This window comes from Limosilactobacillus reuteri subsp. simiae (assembly GCF_020784875.1).
Classification (GTDB): Bacteria; Bacillota; Bacilli; order Lactobacillales; family Lactobacillaceae; genus Limosilactobacillus; species Limosilactobacillus reuteri_H.
This window is the reverse complement of record NZ_JAJGUI010000105.1, coordinates 1-24,414: the sequence shown is the minus strand read 5'-3', so window position 1 is coordinate 24,414 and position 24,414 is coordinate 1. Positions and strand designations below refer to the sequence as shown.

Genomic DNA, 24,414 nt, shown 5'->3' with positions numbered 1-24,414 from the left:
AAGAGATATGATGGAGGACTAATTTATAATGGTGCTGGAAAATACGGTGTAGTTTTAATCGATTAAAACTATCAATTGTGTTTAAGGTTTGTTATAATTATAATAACGAATGGGATTAAAGATTAGTTTCAATGCTTCGGCAGCCCATTATGTGAAATGAAAACAGGTAATTTATACGGGCGTTAGTATTTATTAATACTTCATGATTGGGTTCATGTTGTCGCCTAAGAAAAAGAGGTAATGTGTATTTAACATATTATCTCTTTTTGTGTACATCATAAAGTATGCTAAAATGATAAAGATTATTAAGACCAATCAACGTTATTCGCTGACTGGCCTTTTGTAATTTTAAATATAATTAAGTGGGTTTTATTTATGAAGAAAAGAAAATTAAAGAAGAGTTTAGCAACAACTGCGACGGTGATGGCTGTTACAACGGGGGTGGCGGCCATTAGTAATTCCGCCAAAGCTGATACAGTGCAAAATAATAAAAATACTATTCAACAAACGCTGCCTGATGCGAACCAACAAGCTCAGCAGAATGTCTGTGCAGCCCAAGACGCGGTGAATAAAGCCAATGCTGACGTAGCAACCGCAAATAATGACCTTAATATTGCTAATCAAAATTTGGCAGACGCAGATTCTAAAGCAAAGGTACAGGAAAAAATAAGCAATAGTTCAAATCAAGCTGTTACTAATGCTCAGCAAGAATTTGATAATGTTCAAAATGACTTAACAAAGTATCAGCAAGAGTATCAGCGAATACTGAAAGTTCCAGTATTCTATTTAAATACTATGATGAATTCAGACAAACCTTTAGTATTTGACTTAGCAAACTATGATGGTTACAAAGGACAGAATGCACAAGCGGAAAAGAATTTTAAACTCAAAGCATATCAGGATAATATTGATCTCTTAAAAGAAGTTATTAGAAGAAACCAGAGCTTTGTTGACAATGATTATAAAAATACGCCGGCTTATTATAACTTAGGCACCATTAATTATGAAATAAATGCAGTTAATAAGGAATTAACTGAGCTTAATCAAATAATGATTGAAAAGAAAAAGGGTACTTTTAACCAATATCAACATTATCATGATTGGATTACAAAGGATCGTTCGCGTTCATGGCTAGATTTAGAATCTGCGGATATCAGTGATATTCAAGAGATAATTGATTGGCATCATAAAATAATAGAAGAAGACCAAAGGAAGACTGCTGAGATATTGCCAATTGCGAAAAAAGAATTAGAAACTGGAAATTACTATTTAAGTGTTTCTAAGAATCTTTTGCCGCAACTTGAAGAAGTGACTAACAATCTTATTGAGACACAAGAAAAGCTTACATATGCTAAAAGCAATTTAGATTCAACAAGACGGAAAGCTTGGCAAGATAGTGTACTCTTATCACAAATTGAAGGAAATCGCGCTAATGCTCAATCCCAAGCAATCAATGCGCAAACCAAGCTCTTGCAAGCCTTACTCAATAAGACAAATTCACAAGAAAAGTTAGCGTCAGCAAAAGAGAAACTTCCTGCACAAACCGATGCCTTAAAGTATAGCTCGCTAATTAACCTTGAACCACTAACAGTTGAGCCAGGAGTAACTCCTGCTCCTAAAGTTACGACGGCGATTGCGGTTGAAAATGACGATCATCAGAATAAAGCTGTTATTACTTTGCCCGGCGATGAACAAGAAAATAAGCTACCCCAGGGAACAAAGGTAGTGTGGAAAGATGATGCTAAAGTTGCAGCCGACCTTCAACATCCCGGAAAGCATATTGAAGATGTCTTAATTGTTTTTCCTGATGGATCGGTGATTTTAACTAACGAGCAAGTTACTGTTACCGCAATAGAAAAACAGGTAGACGCTGATAAAGAGACTTCGCTTGCGCAGAAAACGATTGATAGTGCCCAAGAAAATAATATGCGTGCGAATGATCTTTCCGCCCAGGTAATAGAAGTTAATGATAATAATCAAACCTCAGCACCAGAAATATTGGTGACTTCGCAAACCAAGCAAAATACCGTCCAACCAAACGGAGTAATAAAAGGTCAGGCGGCCCTAAGCAACATTACTCAGACTTCATTAGCTAAGTATTATAAGGCCAAGACAACAAATGATGTTTTGCCACGAACCGGGGATGAATCGTCACTTTCGATTATTGCCCTTGGCGCAGTTATTGGGCTAGTAGGAATTGGGGCAATACTCAAACGGTACGAATAAATTTGTTTTTCGTCATGCTAGTCTATATAATCAATGAAAATACAATGTTTGAAAGGATCGACACATGAGTAACTGGCGTAATCTATTTGCACAACGAATTTATGAACGAGGGAAAGATTACTACTATCGCGGCAGAGTTAAAAGCTTAGTCCTTGATGAAGACGATAATTTTTCAGCAATCGTTAAGGGAAATCGGGCTTATAAAGTAACTGGTAGATACCATAATGGAAAGTTTTCTCAACTTCATTGTGATTGTCCCTATGCGCAGGATAACCATCGTTGTAAACACATGGCCGCGGTTTTAGAGGCGATTGATGATGATTCGGTAAATATTGAACCGCAAAAATCATTAGGGGAAGTTTTTCAATCAGCTTTTCCGCCAAACCGTTTACCAGTTGATCCGCAAAGTTTTCTAAGTAAAGAAGTCTTTCCGCTACGGCTGATTGAACATGTCTTTACTAATCTTGACGATGTTCAAATCATTTCTGAGATCCTAATTAAAGCTGCAGATGCTTATTTTACAATTCCTGGAGCTAAGTGGAATTATTCAGTGGCTGGGCGTTTTAAACAATATTACTTTTCAGTGCTAGTTGCTTTTAATCGAAAAACGATTGTGGACGTCCAGGTAAACTTTGTAAAGACAAGAGAAGGACAACAGATCGCTAAAATGGTTGCCCTTTATTACTTATTAAAGTATCTTGATCAACATAATATTGAAGAGAATACTAATGAAGCGGCCCGGCAAATGCTAGCTAATTTTCTTGATCGCGATCCTGATAGTCAGACGATCATTACTGCTAATATCGGTGAATACTATGATGGTGGTCAATACCTTTACTTCCGGGCAGGTGTACCAGACCATATGTATAAGTTTCCAAACCTGACAACTTTAACAAATGGGATTGCCCGTGGTGAGCGGCTTCATTTAGGAAAGTTCTTTGATCAGCAAATTACCCCCGAAAACCTTGATAAAAATAGTAAACAATGGTTAGACTTGATTATCAAGCTATCCTCGACCGCTGATTTAACGCGCGATGGTTATTACGAAGCATCCGTAAAAAATGCGCTGCCCCTGGCTGGCGTGATTATGGATGAAGTTGACCAAATACTAAAAACCGGCAATACGCTTTATAATCGGTGGAAAGTGCCTATTAAGCGGGAAGAACATGTGTTAAAAGCGGCAATTTCAATTAAAGCAAATGGTGCCGATGACGATCCAAGTCGTCACCTTGATGACCATACCTGGACTGCTTTTACAGGAATAGCCCCTGATAAATTAGACCCTGTTTTTCCAGTAACCAGTGACCTTGTCTTTGGTGTTGATACTATGGCTGAGTTTTACCGCTATGTGTTACCCAAGCTTCAGTCGATGTTTTCAGTCGAGTTGCCCCAAGATCGTGACCTATCAAAATTTTTGCCTTCATTACCAACAGTAGTTTTCTTATTGGATTATCATGATGAACAGATTTATTGTGACTTGGCAACTGAAACTGATGGCAAAACACAAAAGATTAAGAAAATTGATGACCTTCCGCAATTTTTGATGCAAAGAGTTGAACAGGTACTAGCTAAATATTTCACCAATTTTAATCAAACCGGGACAAGAGCAGTTCTGTTAGTTGATGAGGCAACAAATTTGCTAGCAACTGGCGTCAATGAATTGCAAGAAATAGGAATTACTAAGGCTACTCTTGCATTTAATGGGTTATACAAACAGCCGTTTACTAAGGTAAGTGTCGGTATCTCCATTGATTCTGGCCTTTTAAAGCTTGATTTTGGTGATGACCAACTAACCGCTAAAGAAATCAAGCAAATTCTAAGAGATTTTCGACCGCATAAGCAATACTATCAATTGGGCAAGAAAACCTTGAAGATGGATGAACCTTCGCTAACTGAATTAGTTGAGATATTGCGCAAAATGGGAATCTCATCACGTGATTTTACTGCGGAAGAACTTAAATTGCCGGTGTATCGTGCTCTTTATCTTGATGATCTTTTATCCCACCAAGAAGCATTGAATTACCGTACTACTTCAGAATTGCGCCGGCTAGTTACTGATGTTAAAACTCCCCAGAAAGATTTTAAGGTGCCGGCAAATCCTCATGCAACATTGCGTCCCTACCAATATGATGGTGTCCAGTGGCTAATGACCTTAATGAAGTATCATTTTGGTGGACTGCTGGCGGATGAGATGGGACTAGGCAAGACCCTGCAGATTATTACTGTTCTATTAAGTGAACAAGGAAACGGACAGAATTTAATTGTTGCCCCAGCGGCAGTTATCTATAATTGGCAAGATGAGATTAAAAAGTTTGCGCCAGATCTTAAAGTAACTGTTCTTGATGGTAGTAAAGCTGAACGACGGAAACAGTTTGCGCAAAGTACAGAAAGGGATATCATTATTACTTCCTACGATGCCGCCAAACGAGATATTGATTTTTATGAAGGGCATGTTTTTAATATTGAAGTTATTGATGAGGCCCAATACATTAAAAATCCCCAAACTGCTGCCGCTAAAACAGTCAAAGCGATCAATGCTAAGCAGCATTTTGCTTTAACCGGAACTCCGATTGAGAACCGGTTAAGCGAACTTTGGAGTATTTTTGACTACTTGATGCCTGGCTTTCTCGGTTCTTATCAGCAGTTCCGCAAACAGTATGAAGGACCGATTATTAAAAATCAGGATGAGCAAGCTCAGGACGACTTAAAACGTTTGGTACAACCATTCATGCTCCGTCGTTTGAAGAAAGATGTCCTTAATGATTTACCGATGAAAAATGAACAGGTATTTTTAACGCCCATGGTTGGTAAACAAGAAAGCCTATATCAGGCACGTGCTCAAAGATTGATAAGACAGATTCAAAAACAGAATGATGAAGAATTTCAGCAGAATAAATTAGCAGTCTTGGCAGAAATTACTCGTCTTCGTGAACTATGCTGCAGTCCCCAATTGTTAGATAGGGGGTACAGTGGTCCTTCGGGAAAAATTAAGGCAACTATGAACTTAATTAAGGATGAAGTGGCGGATAATCATAAAATTTTACTCTTCTCGCAGTTCACATCGGCATTAGCAATCTTAAAAGAAAAACTTGCTAAAGCAGGAATTAAGTACTTTGTGATTGAAGGAAAGACAAAGAAAGCAGATCGTTTACAATTTGTTGATGAATTTAATTCCTATGATCAGCCAGCCGTCTTCTTAATTTCTCTGAAAGCCGGAGGAACGGGGTTAAATCTTACGAGTGCTGATGTTGTCATTCATTTTGATCCGTGGTGGAATATTGCGGCTGAAAATCAAGCGACTGACCGGGCTCATCGTATTGGTCAAAAGAATAACGTAACAATTTACAAAATGATTGCACAAAACACAATTGAAGAGAAGATTGTTGAAATGCAACAGAAAAAAGCAGCTCTTGCCAATTCTATTCTTTCAGGAAATGAGCTAGCAAATGCCGTCATCAACAAGGAGACCCTTCTCAACATTCTCAAATAATATGGATTTTGTGAAGTTTTATCCTAAGTCCCTATAAAATCCCGCTATAACTTGCTATACTTAAAATATTAATATGTGAAAAAAGGGATGAGAAGAATGGTAATGGTTGATTTACATTGTCACCTTTTGCCGGGGATTGATGATGGTTCAAAAAGTATGGAGATTTCATTGCGACTTGCAAAAGAAGCAACAGAAAACGGGGTTACCCATGCACTTTTGACTCCTCACCATATGAACGGGCACTATGTAAACCATAAACAAGATGTTTTAGCGCGAACAAAAGAATTTCAAGAAGAACTAGAGAAAAATAATATTCCATTAACTGTCTTTCCGGGACAAGAAGTGCGAATTAATGGTCAGCTAATTGAAGCCCTTGATAATGATGATATTTTATTTGCTGATGAGAGTGGGAAGTATATGATGCTGGAATTTCCAGACAATGATGTACCCCATTACACTAACCAGATGATTTTTAGCCTTCAACAACGAGGGATTACGCCAGTGGTTGTTCACCCTGAACGGAATACCAAGATCATGGCTGAACCAGACTTGCTTTATCAAATGCTGGAAAAAGGGTGCTTGTCGCAAATCACCGCTAGTTCCTATGTTGGTACGTTTGGTAAAAAAGTCGAAAAATTCAGTAAAAACTTGATTGCGGCTGGTCAAGGATATATCTTTGCTTCTGATGCCCATGACCTTCCAGGACGAAAATACGAAATGCGGCAGGCCTTTGACAAATTATCGCGTGAATTTGGCGCTGGCGTTGCTCAAGAATACCAAGATAATGCGCGAGCTATCATTAACGGGGATGAAATTGGTCGCCATCAGATTAAGAAGGTTCAGCAGCGTAAGAAATTGTTTGGGTTGTTTTAAAAAGCTAAGATTAGTTTAGAGACTGTGACATAAATCAAGTTACTTTTATAAAAGACAAATAGCGCAGTACAACAATGGTCTCCAACGCCCGGTTAAACCGAACATTGGAGGCCTATTGGTGCTTGCGGGGACTCAAAAGAGGGATAAATTGATGGCATTATATTTTACAGACGTTTTTTCCGGAAGTGCCGACTGGATCGTGACTGACCCTCATGCACAAGGCACGATTGTTAAAGTATCACAAGGGACGGGCTACTTAAATCCAAAGTATCAATATCAATATTCGTTGGCCCGAAATGCTGGTCGACTTTTAGGACTCTACCATTATGCTGGTGGTGGCAACCCGATCGCGGAAGCAAATTATTTTTTATCGCATATTCAAGATAAGCTCGGCCAGGCAGTTTTAGCCGTTGATTGGGAACAGTACCAAAATGCTGCCTGGGGTGATACGACTTGGGTACGGCAATTTGTTGATGAAATTCACCGCCAAACAGGGATATGGCCGTTAATCTATGTTCAAGAATCAGCAATTTGGCAAGTTGCCAATTGTGTCAGTGATTGTGGCCTCTGGGTAGCCAAGTATGCTTCGATGGATTGGCATTCGTGGACAGTTCCGGCAATGACAGTTAATACGAGTCCATGGCAGACATATACTCTTTGGCAATTCGCGGGGGACGATGAGGACCGCTCAATTGCAACGGTTGATCGTGAGGGCTGGGAGCGCCTTGCTAATCCAAGCGGTCAAGTTGATGTTAAGCCAACCCTGACACAAAATGATTCGTCAACGTGGACAGATTCCTTGGGCGATGAGTGGTACCGTGAAAAGGGACGTTTTATCACGGATCGCGTTCTTGATTTACGCTGGGGTGCACTGCCGACATCTTCTGTGATTGCGACCTTGCCAGTTGGCTCCGTTATTGATTATGATGCCTGGTCACGTCATAATGGCTATGTTTGGTTACGTCAGCCCCGCGCAGATGGGCAATATGGCTATCTTCCATGCCGAAACGCTGATAGTAATGAGGCATTTGGTAAATTTGAACCACTTAGTTAAGAATCTAGTTCCACGTATTATTCGTGAAAAAAGGTGAGGCTGAGAGAAAATTTTTCTCCCAGCCTCACTTCTGTAAAATACAAGATTTTAAGTGGATTTAACGATTCTTTGCGTATATATAATATTAGAGACACTATTTTTAGGAGGAACTTATGCGTTTTTTACATACGGCTGATTGGCATATTGGCAAGACCTTAAACGATTTTAGCTTGCTTGATGATCAGCTAGCAACCTTTAAGCAGATTGAAGCAATTGCCAAAGATCAGCAAGTTGATGCGATAGTGATTGCGGGAGATTTATATGATCGGTCTGTGCCCAATGAAGCAGCGGTTAAGCTTTTAAACCAGATGCTGCAAAAATTAAACTTGACTGATCATTTTCCTTTATTGGCAATCAGTGGGAACCATGATTCAGCGGTCCGTTTAAGTACGGGGACCGATTGGTTTGCTTACCAGTCATTTTTCTTAAATACTGACATTAATGATGCTTTTACCCCGGTCACAATCAAGGATACCCAGTTTTTCTTATTGCCATTCTTTGGGATTCAAGAAGTTCGCAACTACTTTAATGATGACAAGATTAAAAATGTCAATGATGCGATGGCGCGGATTACAACCGAGCTGGAAAAACATTTTGACCCTGATAAAAGGTATGTCCTCGTCGCCCATTTCTTTGCGGCTGGAAGTAAGCGAACGGCTGATTCTGAAACTTTGATTGAGGTTGGCGGATTGAGTGCAGTCACGACAGATGTTTTAGCTCCCTTTGATTATGTTGCCCTTGGTCACCTTCATAACCGCAACGCTTTAAATGACGAAAAAGTTAGGTACAGTGGCTCTCCAATGAAATTTTCAGTATCGGAAGCCAAGCAAGAAAAGGGCGTCTGGATTGTTGATACAGCACCTTTTAAGGCCAAGTGGGTTCCACTATCGCCAGTTCATGATATTCACCTTTTGAAAGGGAGTTTTGCTGAACTGGCTACAAAACCCGCAGAAGCATTACGAGAAGATTTTTATGACATTGAATTGACCAACCAAGAACGAATCCCCGATGTGCTAAACAAGTTACGCGAATATTATCCGAAGATTGTCAGCCTTCACCGGACATATCAGGCCAAGCAGGTTCAACTCAACCTTAGTAAGAAACGTGCTCGGGAATCACCCCTTGATTTGCTTACGGATTTTTATTCCCAAACGATGGGAAATGATTTAACGGACCGCCAAAAGAAATGGGCAGAAAAGGCTTTGACTCAAATTATGAAAGGGGAGGAATAGGATGCGTCCATTAACGATTGAACTACATTACTTTGGGCCGTATGAGCATCAAGTGATTGACTTTACGCAGTTCACAGAGCGTTCCTTATTTCTGGTAGCAGGGAATACTGGTGCAGGAAAAACCACGATTTTTGATGCAATGTGTTATGCACTTTTTGGTCAAACAATCAATGATCGTGATCGGTCGGCTGCTGCTTTACGTTCTGATTTCGCACCAGCTGATCAAGAAACAATGGTGAAGTTTACCTTTGAACACCAAGACCTTAAATATCAAATTATGCGTCGTCCTAAACAGGTTTTAAAGGGACGTCGCGGTAATTTAGTTGAACATAATCAAGCCGTTGACCTTATCTATCCGCTTGAAAGTGATCATCCCCATGAAATTACTAAGATCAAGGAAGCAGACACGTTTATTACTGACCTGCTCAACCTAACCCGTGATCAATTTAAGCAGATTGTTCTTCTCCCTCAAGGAAAGTTTCGGCAGTTTCTTGATTCAGATAGCAATACGAAGGAAGCTCTTTTGCGTGACCTCTTTAATACGTCCCGTTATGAGCAGTGGGCAACGCAATTAAAAAACGATTTGCGCGAACAGAAGAAGTCATTGACGACCCAAGAAACAAAACTTCAATCATTAAAGGAAACAGCAACCGAGATTGATGCGCAATTAACAACTAAAGAATGGTTAGCGGAAGCAAAAAATTATTTATCCCGACTAAAAGCTAATCTTGAACACTTGGGCGATGATGAGCAGCAACAGCAAAAGAAAGTTGATCAGCTTGATGCCCAACTTCATACTGAGCAAGAGTTGAAAAAGAACATTGAGGCATTGGCTGAGCTTGTTAAGGCTGGGGAAATACTGCAAGCTCAAGCAGGAGAGATTCAAGAAATAAAGCAACAAGTAAGATCCCTTGACTGGTATCAAGAACACCAGACAGAATATCAACGGTGGAAAGATGGCGAAAAGCGTCTCCAAAAATTAATAGCGGACAATGAAATTCTCCATGAGAACCTGTGCAACCTTCAAAAACAACAGCAAGTAATTGAAACTGAACTGCAGCAAACGAGTCAGCGCCAAGAAGAGATTGATCAGCTTCAAACAGAGGTCGCCGACTTGACGAATAAACTACCATTATTCGATGATCGAGATAAGCTAAAATCAGCTGTCGATGAACTACAAACACACTTAAATCAGCAGAAAAAACAGCAAGCTGCTTCCAAGAAGAAGTTGCAAGACGCTCAACAGCAATTGACGGTTATTGCTAATAATTTAAAAGAGTATGAAAATTTGGGGGAGATTCAAGTCCAACTAGCAAAGAAGGAAGGGCTTCAGGAAAAATTAACGACTGTTGGAAAAGATTTAAAGCAATTAGAAACAAAACTTTCATCTGAAAAGGAAAATTGCGCGAAATTAGAGCAAAAGCAGGGGGATGCTGAAAAGCTCGTTCAAAAATCGCAAAGTAGATTGGATGACTTGAATGATCGCTTTGCCCGTCACCAAATTGCCATTCTTGCTCAAAAATTAAAGCCAGCCACCCCTTGTCCAATTTGTGGATCGCTTGACCATCCCCATCCAGCAAATTTAGCAGATGATGGTGAGTTAGTAACGGAAGCGCAAGTTAAAGCAGCAACCGTTAAAGTTCAACAAAATCGTAGTACGTTTGACCAGTTAAAAGAGCAAGTTCGCCAAAGCGTTGCCCAAATTGCTAACTTAACGACACGGGTAGAAACCAAGCAGGCAAATTTAGCTGAACTGTTAGGGGATAATGAATTACCGAGTGATTGGGAAGGACAAATTGAAAATCACGCTCAAAAACTAGCAGAAATGAAGACTGACCTCGATAGAATAGAACAACAGGTTAAAGAATGGCGCCAAGAAGAGGAAGAATTGCAACAAGAATCCAAGTTCTCTCAAAAAGAATTAGATAAAATAGACGAAAGTGTGAACCGCTGCAAACAGGATTTAATCGCCAAGCAGACTATTCTGAAAGAAAAAACAGCTTCTTTACCAGCAAAATTTACTACTAAAGAAGCTGCTGACAAGCAAATTCAAACTGATCGACTAAAGATTAAAGCCTTTAATAACCAGCTTGAATTATTGCAACAACAACGACAAGAAAATGCCGAAAAATTAGCAGGGACAAATAGTCGGATCGACCAGACTAAAGAAGAAATTACTACCCAAACGACGCAACAGGATAACTTACACCAATATCTTGTGAACCTTTTAGCCCAATATGATGTCCAACTTAAATGGAATTTCTGGCAAGAAGCTAGTGAACAAGTAGCAACATTGTCATCATTACGTGAACAGGTAACGACCTTTGAGAATCAAGTCCAGGATAATCAGTCCCAACAAGAGCGGTTGACTAAGGCCATCAATAATCATCCCATGCCAGATATTGCGTCAACGCAGACCAAACTTAATACTGAGCGTGAACAACTTCGGCAATATCAGCAAGAAATGGGTCAGTTAACTGCTCAGTATAAGCAATTAGAAGAAACGGATCAAAAGATTATTAAGGTAGTTGAAAAAACAGGAAAACTTGATCAAGAAATTAATGAATTACAAACATTAACAGACGTCGTGACTGGGAATACCGAAAATCACGTTAGCCTAGAACGGTATGTATTACAGGCATATTTTCAAGAGGTCTTAGTTGCAGCCAATGTTCAGTTAGAACGGTTAACTAATGGCCGCTACCAGTTTGAATTAGCAACGGAAAGTCATGGTGCTGGGGCCAAGTGGAGTGGACTTGAAGTTAATGTATATGATGATAATGCTGGCAGAACGCGAAGTGCCCGGACGCTTTCTGGTGGTGAAAGTTTTATGGCTTCACTTGCCCTTGCTTTAGCTCTTTGTCAGATTGTCCAAGAGCAAAGTGGGGGAATTAAGATTGACGCGCTCTTTATCGATGAAGGATTTGGTTCTCTTGATCAGCAAGCTCTTGAAGATGCTCTTCATTCCCTTCAAGAACTCGAAGGCCACCGGATGATTGGAATTATCAGTCATATCACTGAACTGGAAGAACAAATTCCAGATCAATTAATTGTTCGATCACGAAATGGCCGTAGTTACGTCTCATACCAGCATGAAATATAAGCGATGATGAAATTAGATAAAAAACTTTAAAAATAAAAAGTGCAAAAATTAGTTTTTTTCGTATATAAATATATAGGGGAGGTGATTTGCGAGATGAAGACTTGTTCGTTCATAAACTCCTTTCCCCATTGTTTACTGTCTTCATTTGTAAGTCACTTTTCCTAAATGGGAGCTGGGACATGAGTCAGGTTGCTTTCGCAGAGGCTAGTTTCGCGCCAAAAAACGAAGTAACAGGTGCTTTCTGTCTTGCTCTCTTTCTTCTCCCACAAATCTTAATGTAAAGATCTCTTATCTGCTCTTTTACGAACCACCAGATAGGAGATCTTTATTTTTTAAATAAAAAGTGCAAATGTTATCTTTTTACGTATATATTTAAGTGAAGGTCTAAAAATGCATTTAATGCTCTTTAACTCCATATTATCTTCCACAGTCAAATAGGCCTTCATTTTAAAAGCTAGGAAATTATTCTTAGCTTTTTCTTATAATATAAAAAGCCATTATTGTGGGGAAGGCAATAATGACTTTGAAATTATTTATCTTAATGATTTGCGGTATCCAGCGGCTTGCGCTTCTGCTTCTGAGTTAAAGTAAACCGCATTTGCCGAATTCATATGATAGCCTTGCTGATCAGGCGTATGGTAGATTTTTGAACGAGCATTACCAACGATCATACCGGCTTGATCGGTTCGCATATCACCATTATTCGATGGTGCGGTTGAACTGCTGCTTGTATTAACTGCTGAACTTTCCTCACTACTGCTGCTCGATGATATTTCTGAAGATGATTCGCTTTCAATAACTGGTTTTACGTAAGTAGTATTAGTAACCGTAAAACTTGTTTTGGCGCTTTTATCATCATCACCATTAGTGGCGGTAATATCGAAACGACACTTCTTGGTACTAGTAGCAAGTTTTAGACTTTTACTAAAATTACCATTATCATCGGTTTCAACAGTATAGTGACCGTTGTTTCCGCCATGCTTCACAATTTTAATGGTTGCATTGGCTTCAGTCTTTCCTGAAAAAGTGACAGATCCGTCTGCTTCAGTATCAATCTTAATCCCTTTGCTTGTCGCTTGCGCATTCTTACCGTCTGGGATATTAACGGTAAGTGGTAAATCACTGGCAAGTACTGAGTGTTGGTTAATTGGAATAATAAATAAGCATATTCCAGCAAAAAAGCTAGTAAAGATTGTTGCTAGTTTTCTCACAGTATACTTCCCCCATGTTCTTTAATAGATGTTTTTCCCCTCTAAGATCATATCATATAAAAGGCAATTTAAAAAGTTAATCTAGTCTTGTTGTATGCCCTTACAAAAATATCAAAATTACTATAAAAATTAACTTTTGGTCATGATAAAATTAAAACAACTTTTAAGCTATTGTCCATTGTATATTTATAGAGGAGTTTTTTATGAAGAATAATAGTTCAAAATATTGTTTATTATTAGGGACAGCGCTGTTAGGATTATATTTCCAAGCTAATAGTGTTCATGCGGATGTGACTGGTACCACAGCTAATGGAGAAACTACCCATAGCAATGTTACGCCAATGGTTCAGACTAATAAGGATGAGGCAAGTACACCACAAACAACTACTGATTGGTCTGACCCAGCCAAATATCAAAATGACATTCCAGTTCAGATTTTAGGGATCAATGACTTGCATGGTGGGTTAGAAACGACTGGATCAGCTACGATTGGAGATAAGACTTATTCGAATGCCGGGACAGTTGCACGCCTAGCTGGCAACCTTGATGCGGGGGAGGAAAGTTTTAAGAACGCTAATCCGACGGGAACTTCAATTCGGGTAGAAGCTGGAGATATGGTTGGGGCTTCTCCAGCAAATTCTGCCCTTCTCCAAGACGAATCAACCATGCATTCTTTAGACGCAATGCATTTTGAAATCGGAACTTTGGGAAACCATGAGTTTGATGAAGGATTAGCTGAGTATATGCGGATTGTTAATGGTGGTGAACCTACTAAACAATATAATGAAGCAGAAATGGCTTATCCTCATGTGAAAACAGGGATTAATATCATTGCCGCCAATGTTGTAAATAAATCTGATGGTCAGATCCCGTTTGGAATGCAACCATACTTGATTAAAGAAATTCATACTAGTGATGGTAAAGTTGCCCGGATTGGCTTTATTGGGATTGAAACTACTTCCCTACCAATTTTAACCTTATACGATAATTACAAAGATTATGATGTTTTAGACGAGGCTGAAACAATTGCAAAATATGATCAAATTTTACGTAAAAAGGGTGTTAATGCAATTGTAGTTCTTGCCCATACGGGAGTTTCAACGGATAAAGATGGTAACACTAAGGGCAATGCTGTCGATATTATTAAGAAGCTTTACCAAATTGACCCAGATAATTCTGTGGATCTTTATATTGCTGGTCACTCCCACCAATATGCTAATGCTACTGTTGGGAGTGTAAAATTAGTGCAAGCCATTTACACGGGTAAGGCTTACGATGATATTATCGGTTACATCGATCCAGCAACTAATGATTTTGCGCCCAATAGTCTCGTTTCGCATGTCTTTCCGGTACTATCTGAAAAGGATGCACCTAATATCAAAACAGATGCAAACGTTACAGCAATTGTTGAAGATGCGAACAATCGAGTAGCACCGATTATTAATAAGAAAATAGGGGAAGCTGCTACAACAGGCGATATTCTTGGACGACTCCATAATACTCCTACTCGTGAAAATGCCGTTGGTGAATTAGTTGTCGATGGTCAATTATATGCCGCTCATAAGGTGGGCTTACCAGCTGATTTTGCGATGACTAATACAGGAGGTGTTCGTGCAGATCTGCATGTTAATCCTGATCGTTCCATTACATGGGGGAGTGCCCAAGCGGTTCAACCATTTGGCAATATTTTGCGGGTAGTGGAGATGACAGGGGCACAAATCGTTGAAGCTTTGAATCAACAATATGACGAAGATCAAGCTTACTACTTACAAATTTCCGGGCTTCATTATACTTATACTGATCAAAATGATCCTAACCAACCATATAAGGTCGTTCAAGTTTATGACCAACATAATCAACCTCTTGATATGAATAAGACTTATAATGTTGTTATTAATGACTTTTTGGCAGGTGGCGGAGATGGCTTTTCTGCATTTAAGGGTACCAAAGTTGTCGGGATTGTTGGGCAAGATACAGACGCGTTTATTGACTATATTACTGATATGACTAATGATGGTAAACCAATTACTGCACCAACAATGAACCGTAAGATTTACTTGACTGCTGAACAAGTAGCAAAGGCAGACGCAGACACACAGTCGCAAACAGGAACTAATCAAAACACTCAAAACATTGCTAATTCCCAAACTGAAGGAAATCAGCTTCAAGAAGTTCCAAGCCAACCGGTATCTCCAACAGTAACCTTGCCAACAACAGCTGGTCAACCAGCCGAAACTGTTACATTACATGCTCAATCTAAGCAACAAACCGTAGCTGCTAATAATCAATTAATTAATTTGACGCCTACATCACTCAAGGGCCAAAAGCAAAAAACAGCTGACCAGCAAGAAACTTTACCACAAACTGGTAACGATGAAGATCTTGCATTACTTCTTCTCGGAAGCTCATTAATGGCAGCAACTGGATTGACAATTATTGATCGCAAGCGTAAACATGCTTAATCGTTTAAAATAAAATAGACTGTTACTTTCATTATTTGGGAGTTAGCAGTCTATTTTTCATTATTTTATTTTCTCGCTATAATGGAAATGATAAAGTAAAAATGGAGTAAGAACATGGCAGAAAATATCATCAATATTTTAAAAACCAATAACATGACAGTCGCATTTGTCGCTCAAGAAAGCGGCCTTGATGTTGCACAGGTTAACGAAACACTTAAACGTCCTGTTGCAACTTGGTCAATTCAGATTCTTAATGCACTAGCAGATGCTTTAGGAGAGCGTCCAGGAGAATTATTAGATCGGATTCAGGACTTTGATTTTCACTTGCATACTGACGATGATCAATTAACGATTCAGCACGTGCAGTTCCAAACACCTTCTTCTTATCAACAAGTTCGGTTTGCAGTTGAAAGTAATGTTTTAGAGGGATGGGAACCTACAGCAACAGAGGTAAGACAATTAAAAGAGAGTGCCGAAAATCCAGATGATGAAATTTTAATGGAAATTGAGCAGCTATTTGGTGATGAAGATGACTGATGAAGAACTTCAAGCAAAATTTTTATATGATAATGGAACACTTCGCAATAAATTTGCAATTAAAAATGCAGATGAATTAAGTTTAATCGAGTATCGCGGTGTAGCAGAAAGGGAAGTGGCCCTCCTGCAACAACAACCGAAAATTAAAAGCTTTGAAGATTTACAGACAATTAATAAATTCCTTTTTGGTTGGCTTTATGACTGGGCGGGTGAGTTACGTAACTACTACATTTCAAAAGCAGGTTTTGATTTTTTGGAATATGGTCGCTTTGATAATGCAATTAAGTATATTAATGATGAAATTGGGCGATTGAATAAGAAAAAGCAGCCTACCATTGAGGATTATGCTGCTCTCTTAAATGATTTGAACTATATCCATCCGTTTCGTGAAGGAAATGGGCGGTCAACTAAATTATTCATCCAGTTAATTGCCCTCCATCATAGCCAGGTAATTGATTACCCAGCAGACAACGCGGAAATGATTGCCGGGTTAAACCAATCAGATGTCGGTATTATTGCCAAGACCATGGCATTACAAAAAAGTGCTGGTTAATTTAGTTTACTAGCTGCTTGTTTATCAAGAATCACTGTTACGTTTGGATGCTGTTGGAGGGCTGATGCCGGAACAGCAGTCGTGATTTTACCATTGACCATTTTGTTGATTGCGTCTGCTTTTTGCTCACCAAAAGCGAGTAAGATGATATGTTTTGCTTGCAAGATTGAACCAATTCCCATCGTGTAGGCTTCTGTTGGTACATCCTTGCTTGAAGTAAAGAAACGCGCGTTGGCATTGATAGTAGCAGGGGTTAACTTTACTTTATGGGTTTGGCTATCAAAAGGGGTTCCAGGCTCATTAAAACCAATATGACCATTATTGCCAATTCCTAAAATTTGTGTATCAATAGGGTAAGTAGCCAAAATCTGATTATAGTGATTAATTACTTCAGTGGCATTTAGATTACTGCCATCCGGAATAAAACTTTTGGCAAATGGCTTTTGAGCGAAAAGATGATGTTTCATAAAGTAATGGTAACTTTGAGGATCATTTGATTTAAGACCGACATATTCATCGAGATTAATAGAAATAAGGTTGGAATAATCAACTGAACTATTAGTCATTTTTTGATAAAGACCTAATGGAGTGCTTCCCGTTGCGAGGCCAAGTACCTGGGCGCCGTTTATAATATCTGTTTGAAGAAGTTCAAAAGCGTTTTTGCTTGCTTCTTCTTTATTTTTTGTTACAAGAATTTTCATTCTTATCACCTCACGATCACTGTAATTCTTTTAAGGAAAAAGAAAAGAGTAACTATTAATGTTTATTCTTTAGATTTGCCAAAAATGTTATTGAATGCGCTTACAAAAATGTGTAAAATAAGGGAAAGAAAATAGCAGCAAATAAGTAAAATGAATTATCTTTCAGCAACATATATGATTTATTGCAATTATCAAATTATTATTCGGGGGACTCTTTGATCAGAAATCAGGGAGTCCCTTTTTGGAAGGGAGATAGTGTCAATGGGGAAGTTAACTGTCAATATGTTTAGAGAAATTGCTGAAAAGCAGCTTCCGGGTTTAGCATTATTTGAAAATCGAACTGGCTCTGGGAAAACAACGGGTGCCTTGCAGTGGGTAACGGACATGCTAATGAAAAGTAAGAGCTCCGATGTCATTATCTACATAACTCCCAACAGACAGAATCGGGACGAAGCATGGCGGGGATTGATTAGACAATTAGAAAACCATGGCAAAGATAAGCATTTTGTTGACCGAAATGTCATCTTACTTAAATCTGAAGTTGATGAGGTTAGTGATTATTTAAATAAAGCGATCTTTAAGGGGCTTGAACCAACCGATACTGATAGTATTTCTTCTAGAGTTACGAGTTTTTTATCACCGTTTAAACACCGTTATCCATTATTTGCGGAAACATTGAAGAGCGCAATAAATAGGTGTCAATTTTATTTCTTTCAAAAAGGTCTCCACTTTTCTCAAAATAAACATGTAGATGATGAAGATTTCAGTAAAACAGTTCCGCTTTTGAAAAAGAATTTAGTCAGAGATATTAGGAAGATGTCCCTTTCTAAGAAGATTAGTAATAATGATATCTTACAGGAAATAACTGCAAACATTCCATGGGTATTCAAGATGTTTCCTGAACTTAAATTAAAAGAGAAACGGGTTGTCTTTATGACGAGTAGAAAATTTCTCACCCTTATTAAAACTCCTAAAGCCAGTACAATGCATATATGGGCTGCCTTTTCCCAGAAAAAGGTTCACTTAATTATGGACGAGGTCGATGAGATCAAAGAAGATTGGAATAATTTCATCATCGACCAGATTACTGACAAAAGTGATTTAGCATTTAGGGACCGTCTTGATTTGTTTCATATTTACCGGAGAATAATCATAAAAGTAAACGACTGTATGACAACCTTACCACAGCAGATTATTGATGCACCGGGGATAAATGGTAATAACGACAATAAAGATATTCTAAAAGTTATGCAACAAAAAATATGTGATACTTATCAAAATTTAAACTTATTATATCGAGTCAAGCTTGACGATTCGTTAAAGGATGAGAACCAGCGCTTTATCTTTAATACTGGGATGCAAAACCAACTGTTAGGCAAAACAGAAGCTGAAAGGTATTTAGTCATTCAATCAGATCCTCAACAACAGTTAAATTTGATCAAGTCTGATAAAGAATTATATCAACATAGTGAACTGAGGCTTTCTCATGTTTTAAAGCATTTGCAAAAATTAGTTCGTTTTTTCGTCCAAAATGCGCAGAAAATAGGCCAAAACGTAACCAGAGCGGAAAGAAAAGACTGGACGGCAAACGAGGCAACAGCCTATATCATCCGCAGTATTTTAGATGAAAGTAACGAAGAAGACAAAACAACGTATATATTGAGCCGTCTTCAAGATGGGATAACAGGGAAATTTGATTTGACGACTGAGAAATTGTTTGGTGACAACCAAAGTATTTATGCAAATGGTTATGAATACTTACAGATAATGAGTAATGACGATAAAACATTTGGCGATCACGTTTATTGGTACCATTCCAACTTTAGTGCTGAAAGACTCTTGGCATTTTTAGCAAACAAATGGCATGTATATGGTTTGTCTGCAACGGCTAAAAGCCCAACAATGCTAAATAATTTTGATTATCAGTGGGTTAAAGCGCATGTAAAGAATAATTATCAATTATCTACACAGCTGGAGAAAGAACTCGATAAAGAAAATAAAGATTATTTGGCGACCGAGAAAAGAGCCGGGATTAGTGTTTCGATTACGAATGTTGATTTACGGATTAAAGGGCAAGACACTATTTTTGCAAAAGATCTTTTACAAAGGGTCCTGATGCTTAACCATATTCCTTCCGAACTCTTTACCGTATATCCAGAAGAAGGAGGGTTAAGGCCTAATGACGTAATTTCATTAGCGGGGGATGGTCAAGTGAGTTTTACTCTTTTGCGGAACCTAAAAACAGTCAAAGCTCTTATTACATTTGTAAAATTTTACAATGAGCGGCTCCTTAATCCAGCATATGTATTATTCAAAAACAAGAAAGTTAGCGCAGAGTTATTGCATTGGTATAGGTTATGTTTAAAGGCGATAGGGATGGGGAACGTTTCCTTAACTGTTGTTGATGCTCAGAATGTTCAGCAAAAGATTCCTCTAATAAAAAAGGATTGGACAAACGGCAAGCTTAACATTATGGTAACCACTTATGCTGCTTTGGGAAGAGGGATTAATCTTCATTACTCAATTGATGCGGAAACATTAACAGAACTAGTCAAAAGTAAAAATGGAGTAATAATCGGCAAACAAAAGCAGAACTTATTTAAAGACATTGATGGCGAATATCTTGAAGCCCCTACTCATATTGCGACTTGGATTGGCAGAGGCGACGAACAGTTTTCAATAACGAAAATGCTGCACATAATCGGCGAACAAGATGCCTTATATGGAAAAGGTCATATTACGAGGGCAACTTATCGGAAAAATTTGTATGCTTATATAAATGGTGGCCCAGTAAATAATTATCGACAAAATGATTTGCAACCAGTAAAAGTCGCGGGAGGTGTTTATATGGAGCAAGCTTTAGGAAGAATGGCACGGACCAATATCAAGAGTAGCCGTCCCTTGGTCTTAATAGATAATGTCGCAAAAAAGAATCTTGCAAGTAACTATTTGAAGAATAAACGAACTACTTTAGAAATGGCCGCAGTATTAACCAATATTGGTGAGATAGAAGCGGAACTTAAGAAAGAAAAAGCAAGGCTACTTTATGAAAAACTCAATATGGCTAATGAAATCCAACATCGTTTTACAGTTTGGTTGCCATCTCAACTGCAACAAGACCGGCAAGGGACAAAAGAGCTTTGGCAAAGAGCGCGTGAATTAATACTGAAGCATCCATTTGGTGATGCTGCACCTGTAACCATTCAGCGCCTCCATTGGCAGTTCGAAAAAGCAGTTAATAAATATTACTTTGCTATCGAAGGAGACTATGATCGGTTACTTGCTATTGATGCTGTTCCAATCCAACGTTATAACCAGCATCAATTTGATTTTGCCCATTATGGAAAGACTTTAAATAAAATATATGATGCAAATTCGTGGCTCAAAGAAGATTTTGACCTATTAGGTTACTATCATGATTTTGAAAAGCCGCACCATTATCAATTATTACCAGGAATCTTTAATAATTTTTATCGTCCAGCGTTAAGCGAGGAGGTTTTTAAGGTTATTTGTAAATACTTAGGGATTAAGGTCTATCCAATGACAGATAATGAATTTGAATTATTTGATTGCTACCTGCAAACAAAAGATAAGAAGAAAGTTTTTGTTGATATCAAAGATTACAATGAGATCACTAATGCCACCGAACAAACGGAAGTATTTAAGAATGCGCGCCTAAAACTGGCTAATTGTACAGAGAAAAATCCAGTATACTTTATTAATTTTCGCCAACTTCAACCTAATAGTAAATATGAACAAAAATTATTCAGCCCACAATCAGATCGACAATTCTTTACATGTTCTAGTATGTTTTTAGCTGACGGGAAACTTAACAGTCAATTAGCAAAAAATTTATTGGATTATTTTGAATAAAAGGAGACAGAAATGATAACAACTAATCGTCTTGCTAAATTTAATATTAATACTCGCAAAATTCTGACTAACTATGACATATATTCAGTTGACCAAAATTTAGAAGAGCAACGTTTTATTCCAAGAAGAATTTTTAGTATTAATATCGATGTAGAAAATGGCCTCGGTATTAATGCTTTAACAGGGAAGAAAATTAAAAAGAATGTTTATCGTTTATATTTCATCACTAAAAAGTCAGCGGTAAATGTCCAGGAGATAAGAAGGACAATTGAGAAGTATAGTCAACATACTTTTAGGGCGTCAAAATTAGACGAGGAAGCAGTCTCTTCTTTAGATAAAGCAGTTATCCTCCGCCTATTTTTTAATATGTTACCCTTCTATGGAATTAAGGGGACGGGGATGCTTGGTAATCTTTTTCTCACACCTTCGAAGCCACGTCTTACACAAAAGATTTACCTTGATTTAACAAAGTTAGTGGTTGGCGATGATTGTAGCTTGTTTTTATCAACTTCCCGGTTTACTAAAGTTAAAAGTTTTATGGAACATGGAATTAGTTTGTTTAATAATATAGAAAGAAAAAGTCTTAACAATGCTCCATGGTTTGATATTGATTTGAAAAAATGGCAAATAAAGCAGGTAAATAAATATAATAAGAACTTAAACATCGAAAATTGCTTTATTAATGCTCCTTTATACCCTAAAGATAAGCCACACCAAATGCTATTTTGGTCAGATGGCAAGTTAAATCAAATACAGTCAACAAAGTTTTATCACTTATATAACTTAATCAGTGTTTTTAATTCAGTCTTTAGTGAGTATTTTTCTGAATTGAAATTTGAAAAAGTAGATACAGCAAAGCAACTTTTAGGACAACTATCACAAACTGAATGGGGGAATCAGTTAGACAAGCATATCGAAGAATTCTTTGCGACGAATCAGTTAAACTTAATCGACAATCGGATCGTAAGGGATGAACGGATAGAAGATATCAAGGCCGCGTTGGTTCAGCTTTTGCCAACCGTTAAAGTCAATATTAGACCGACCGTTGAAGATAACTTTGAATATAATCTAGTGGTGATTAATAATAAGCGGTATTTCCAAACTCATGAAGATGTTAAAGATAATTATGCGAGAGACTATCAGCAGGCAATAGTACAACATTTGACAATTGATACCTTTAGGAAGGGTGCTTTAAGAAGTACGCTAATTAATTCATTAAAAGAGTTGATAATAAAGAAAGATTTGAAAGAAAGAAGCTTAAGCCTATATCATTCACCAGCTTTAATGGCGGGATGGGAGTTTTATCAAGTAGCAAAGGGAGCTAATGGTGCCCAAGCAGTCTATCTATTTAAAATGATTAATAGTGATGAATTCGAGGTGAGACGGTTAGATTTACAAGAAAGCGCAAAATTTATTAATCCTGATAATGCAGACCTCCAGTACCTAATTAAAACTCCTGCTAATACTTTCTACACTTTAAACAGAAAAAACATCTTTACCTTACCTAATGCTGAGCTTTTTGGCGATATCAACGAGATGATTAGTCATCAAAATTGTTCAGCAGTAACAAAGGAAGAGCTTAAACAGGCTTTGAATGATTTAAGTAAAAGGTACCCTAATTACAGAACCAAATACAAAAATCTTATTTCTATCATTAATAAAAGAGAGCTGGATTCATTTAGTATCAATGACTTAAAAGATGAATTTGATTTTATGAAGAAAAATAAAATCTTAAGTCCAATTGCAATTAATTTGTTATTAGATGAATTATATGAACAATATGGACTAGTTTTGAAAGTGAAACCAAAAATAAAAGCTCATGTTCAAAAGTATCTCTCTGGGTTAACTAATATTAACTATTTTTTGGATAAAGACGATCCGAATATTGTTTACTATAATGTAGGAACCATTAGTAAAAACATGAATATGTCAATTGCGAAAGCATCACACATCTGGCAACTTCAGCCTAATATTAAATTAAATGAGCGTGGTTTCGCTACGATTGAGACCGAAAACATCTTGAAGTTTCTTCAAATGATGATGGTGAATTTTGTGCGATTTCATCAACTAACAGTAATTCCTTTTCCTTTTAAATATCTTCGGGAATTTATTCAACTTGAAGAAAAGAAAAGGTCAGCTAAAAAAGATGTGACAGATTTACTGAAATGATGAGGTGATGATGGTGAAAAAAACTAAAAAGAAACGATACCATATTGGGTTAATTACATTTACCATATTACTGGTAATCTTATTAGGGATTTTAGGGGTGAATTATAAACATTTTGCTAGTAAGCAACTTAACCCAGTTCGTGATAATAAAGTAGTAAAAAAGGATTCGCCCAAAATAACTAAGACTATAAAAGTTGTTGGGTCGTATCGAGATGATCAAGATGGTGCAGCTATTGTCTTAAATGAAAATGGGACAGGTCGCTATGTTTATGCGGATAAGAATAATCCAGATACGGATGATAGCTTAACTTGGCGTAAAGAAGGAGAACACTATCTTATAAATTTGGAAGATCATGACGTGACTAATCCGCTTACTGCAACGCTTGATAATAATAGACTAGTTATTACGGGTAGTAATGGCTGGAATACTGAAACGTTCCAAAAGGTTAATGAAGAATTAAACCTTCAACAATTTTTGAGTGATATGCATAAAAAATAAAATAAAGGCTTGCAAAGAATTTGAAGATAGGATATAATAAAATTCCTGTCAGCGATAGGAGATGGATAATCGCTTGAAACTTCTTAGATTCATTTAATTAGTTGCAAAGTGTCAATAATAATTCAAAAAAGTTGTTGACATTCTATTGATGACATGGTATATTAATAAAGTTGCTGATTGAGTTATCAATCAAAAGGAATTCAAAAATAATCAAAAATTCTTCTTGACAAGCTAATCAAATACATGTTATAATAAATATGTTGATTGGCTGCTTGATTAGCCAACAGGTAGACCTTTGAAAACTGAACAAAGTTTCGACGAATCAAATGTGTAGGGTCTTCAATCACGATGTGATTTGAAGCAAAACATTTGCGAAGTCAATTCGCTTAATA

14 protein-coding genes are annotated in these 24,414 nt (G+C 37.7%); 12 read left to right on the top strand and 2 right to left on the bottom strand.

From position 1 onward, the window contains the following. Window positions 1–375 precede the first annotated feature (375 nt). From LMC10_RS06085 to LMC10_RS06060, 6 genes are all read left to right on the top strand, one after another. A complete protein-coding gene (locus tag LMC10_RS06085; RefSeq protein ID WP_229269216.1) occupies window positions 376–2,226 on the top strand; it encodes an LPXTG cell wall anchor domain-containing protein in 1,851 nt (616 codons plus the stop codon). Between the two features lie 64 nt (window positions 2,227–2,290). After that, window positions 2,291–5,716, top strand: a complete 3,426-nt coding sequence (locus LMC10_RS06080) for a DEAD/DEAH box helicase (protein ID WP_229269215.1) — start codon at window positions 2,291–2,293, stop codon at window positions 5,714–5,716. Window positions 5,717–5,812: 96 nt separating this feature from the next. Beyond that, the gene (locus tag LMC10_RS06075; RefSeq protein WP_229269214.1) at window positions 5,813–6,589 is read left to right on the top strand and encodes a tyrosine-protein phosphatase; all 777 of its coding nucleotides are present in this window, start codon (window positions 5,813–5,815) and stop codon (window positions 6,587–6,589) included. Between the two features lie 151 nt (window positions 6,590–6,740). Then, window positions 6,741–7,643, top strand: a complete 903-nt coding sequence (locus LMC10_RS06070) for a GH25 family lysozyme (protein ID WP_229269213.1) — start codon at window positions 6,741–6,743, stop codon at window positions 7,641–7,643. 152 nt (window positions 7,644–7,795) lie between these two features. After that, on the top strand, window positions 7,796–8,914 hold the full coding sequence (locus LMC10_RS06065) for an exonuclease SbcCD subunit D (RefSeq protein WP_229269212.1): 1,119 nt from the start codon (window positions 7,796–7,798) through the stop codon (window positions 8,912–8,914). A gap of 1 nt (window position 8,915) precedes the next feature. Further along, the gene (locus LMC10_RS06060) at window positions 8,916–12,017 is read left to right on the top strand and encodes an AAA family ATPase (RefSeq protein ID WP_229269211.1); all 3,102 of its coding nucleotides are present in this window, start codon (window positions 8,916–8,918) and stop codon (window positions 12,015–12,017) included. A 533-nt stretch (window positions 12,018–12,550) separates the two neighbouring features. Here the strand turns inward: LMC10_RS06060 and LMC10_RS06055 are convergent. Continuing rightward, the gene (locus LMC10_RS06055; RefSeq protein ID WP_229269210.1) at window positions 12,551–13,228 is read right to left on the bottom strand and encodes a sunset domain-containing protein; all 678 of its coding nucleotides are present in this window, start codon (window positions 13,226–13,228) and stop codon (window positions 12,551–12,553) included. A 203-nt stretch (window positions 13,229–13,431) separates the two neighbouring features. On the opposite strand from LMC10_RS06055, the gene LMC10_RS06050 reads away from it, so the two are divergent. The 3 genes from LMC10_RS06050 (at window position 13,432) to LMC10_RS06040 (ending at window position 16,780) form a co-directional block, all read left to right on the top strand. Further along, a complete protein-coding gene (locus LMC10_RS06050; RefSeq protein ID WP_229269209.1) occupies window positions 13,432–15,690 on the top strand; it encodes a bifunctional metallophosphatase/5'-nucleotidase in 2,259 nt (752 codons plus the stop codon). A gap of 114 nt (window positions 15,691–15,804) precedes the next feature. Further along, window positions 15,805–16,227: a helix-turn-helix domain-containing protein gene (locus tag LMC10_RS06045; RefSeq protein WP_003663582.1), complete on the top strand. Its 423-nt coding sequence runs from the start codon at window positions 15,805–15,807 to the stop codon at window positions 16,225–16,227. Then, window positions 16,220–16,780 carry a Fic/DOC family protein gene (locus LMC10_RS06040; protein WP_229269244.1) on the top strand — a complete coding sequence of 187 codons (561 nt, stop codon included), beginning with the start codon at window positions 16,220–16,222 and terminating at the stop codon, window positions 16,778–16,780. The genes LMC10_RS06045 and LMC10_RS06040 overlap by 8 nt, the downstream gene beginning before the upstream one ends. Here the strand turns inward: LMC10_RS06040 and LMC10_RS06035 are convergent. Next, window positions 16,777–17,481 carry a glucosamine-6-phosphate deaminase gene (locus LMC10_RS06035; protein ID WP_229269208.1) on the bottom strand — a complete coding sequence of 235 codons (705 nt, stop codon included), beginning with the start codon at window positions 17,479–17,481 and terminating at the stop codon, window positions 16,777–16,779. The genes LMC10_RS06040 and LMC10_RS06035 overlap by 4 nt on opposite strands. Window positions 17,482–17,742: 261 nt before the next feature. On the opposite strand from LMC10_RS06035, the gene LMC10_RS06030 reads away from it, so the two are divergent. The 3 genes from LMC10_RS06030 to LMC10_RS06020 are packed head-to-tail and all read left to right on the top strand — an operon-like array spanning window position 17,743 to window position 24,022. Beyond that, window positions 17,743–21,354, top strand: coding sequence for a hypothetical protein (locus LMC10_RS06030; protein WP_229269207.1), 3,612 nt, complete (start codon window positions 17,743–17,745; stop codon window positions 21,352–21,354). Window positions 21,355–21,366: 12 nt separating this feature from the next. After that, window positions 21,367–23,523 carry a hypothetical protein gene (locus LMC10_RS06025; protein ID WP_229269206.1) on the top strand — a complete coding sequence of 719 codons (2,157 nt, stop codon included), beginning with the start codon at window positions 21,367–21,369 and terminating at the stop codon, window positions 23,521–23,523. A gap of 7 nt (window positions 23,524–23,530) precedes the next feature. Next, window positions 23,531–24,022, top strand: a complete 492-nt coding sequence (locus LMC10_RS06020) for a lipocalin/fatty acid-binding family protein (RefSeq protein ID WP_324294037.1) — start codon at window positions 23,531–23,533, stop codon at window positions 24,020–24,022. Window positions 24,023–24,414: the final 392 nt, after the last annotated feature.

Bases quoted from the DNA above. Each gene is read 5' to 3' on its own strand.
- LMC10_RS06085 (WP_229269216.1), top strand. From the start codon at position 376: ATGAAGAAAAGAAAATTAAAGAAGAGTTTAGCAACAACTGCGACGGTG.
- LMC10_RS06080 (WP_229269215.1), top strand. From the start codon at position 2,291: ATGAGTAACTGGCGTAATCTATTTGCACAACGAATTTATGAACGAGGG.
- LMC10_RS06075 (WP_229269214.1), top strand. From the start codon at position 5,813: ATGGTAATGGTTGATTTACATTGTCACCTTTTGCCGGGGATTGATGAT.
- LMC10_RS06070 (WP_229269213.1), top strand. From the start codon at position 6,741: ATGGCATTATATTTTACAGACGTTTTTTCCGGAAGTGCCGACTGGATC.
- LMC10_RS06065 (WP_229269212.1), top strand. From the start codon at position 7,796: ATGCGTTTTTTACATACGGCTGATTGGCATATTGGCAAGACCTTAAAC.
- LMC10_RS06060 (WP_229269211.1), top strand. From the start codon at position 8,916: ATGCGTCCATTAACGATTGAACTACATTACTTTGGGCCGTATGAGCAT.
- LMC10_RS06050 (WP_229269209.1), top strand. From the start codon at position 13,432: ATGAAGAATAATAGTTCAAAATATTGTTTATTATTAGGGACAGCGCTG.
- LMC10_RS06045 (WP_003663582.1), top strand. From the start codon at position 15,805: ATGGCAGAAAATATCATCAATATTTTAAAAACCAATAACATGACAGTC.
- LMC10_RS06040 (WP_229269244.1), top strand. From the start codon at position 16,220: ATGACTGATGAAGAACTTCAAGCAAAATTTTTATATGATAATGGAACA.
- LMC10_RS06035 (WP_229269208.1), bottom strand. From the start codon at position 17,481: ATGAAAATTCTTGTAACAAAAAATAAAGAAGAAGCAAGCAAAAACGCT.
- LMC10_RS06030 (WP_229269207.1), top strand. From the start codon at position 17,743: ATGGGGAAGTTAACTGTCAATATGTTTAGAGAAATTGCTGAAAAGCAG.
- LMC10_RS06025 (WP_229269206.1), top strand. From the start codon at position 21,367: ATGATAACAACTAATCGTCTTGCTAAATTTAATATTAATACTCGCAAA.
- LMC10_RS06020 (WP_324294037.1), top strand. From the start codon at position 23,531: ATGATGGTGAAAAAAACTAAAAAGAAACGATACCATATTGGGTTAATT.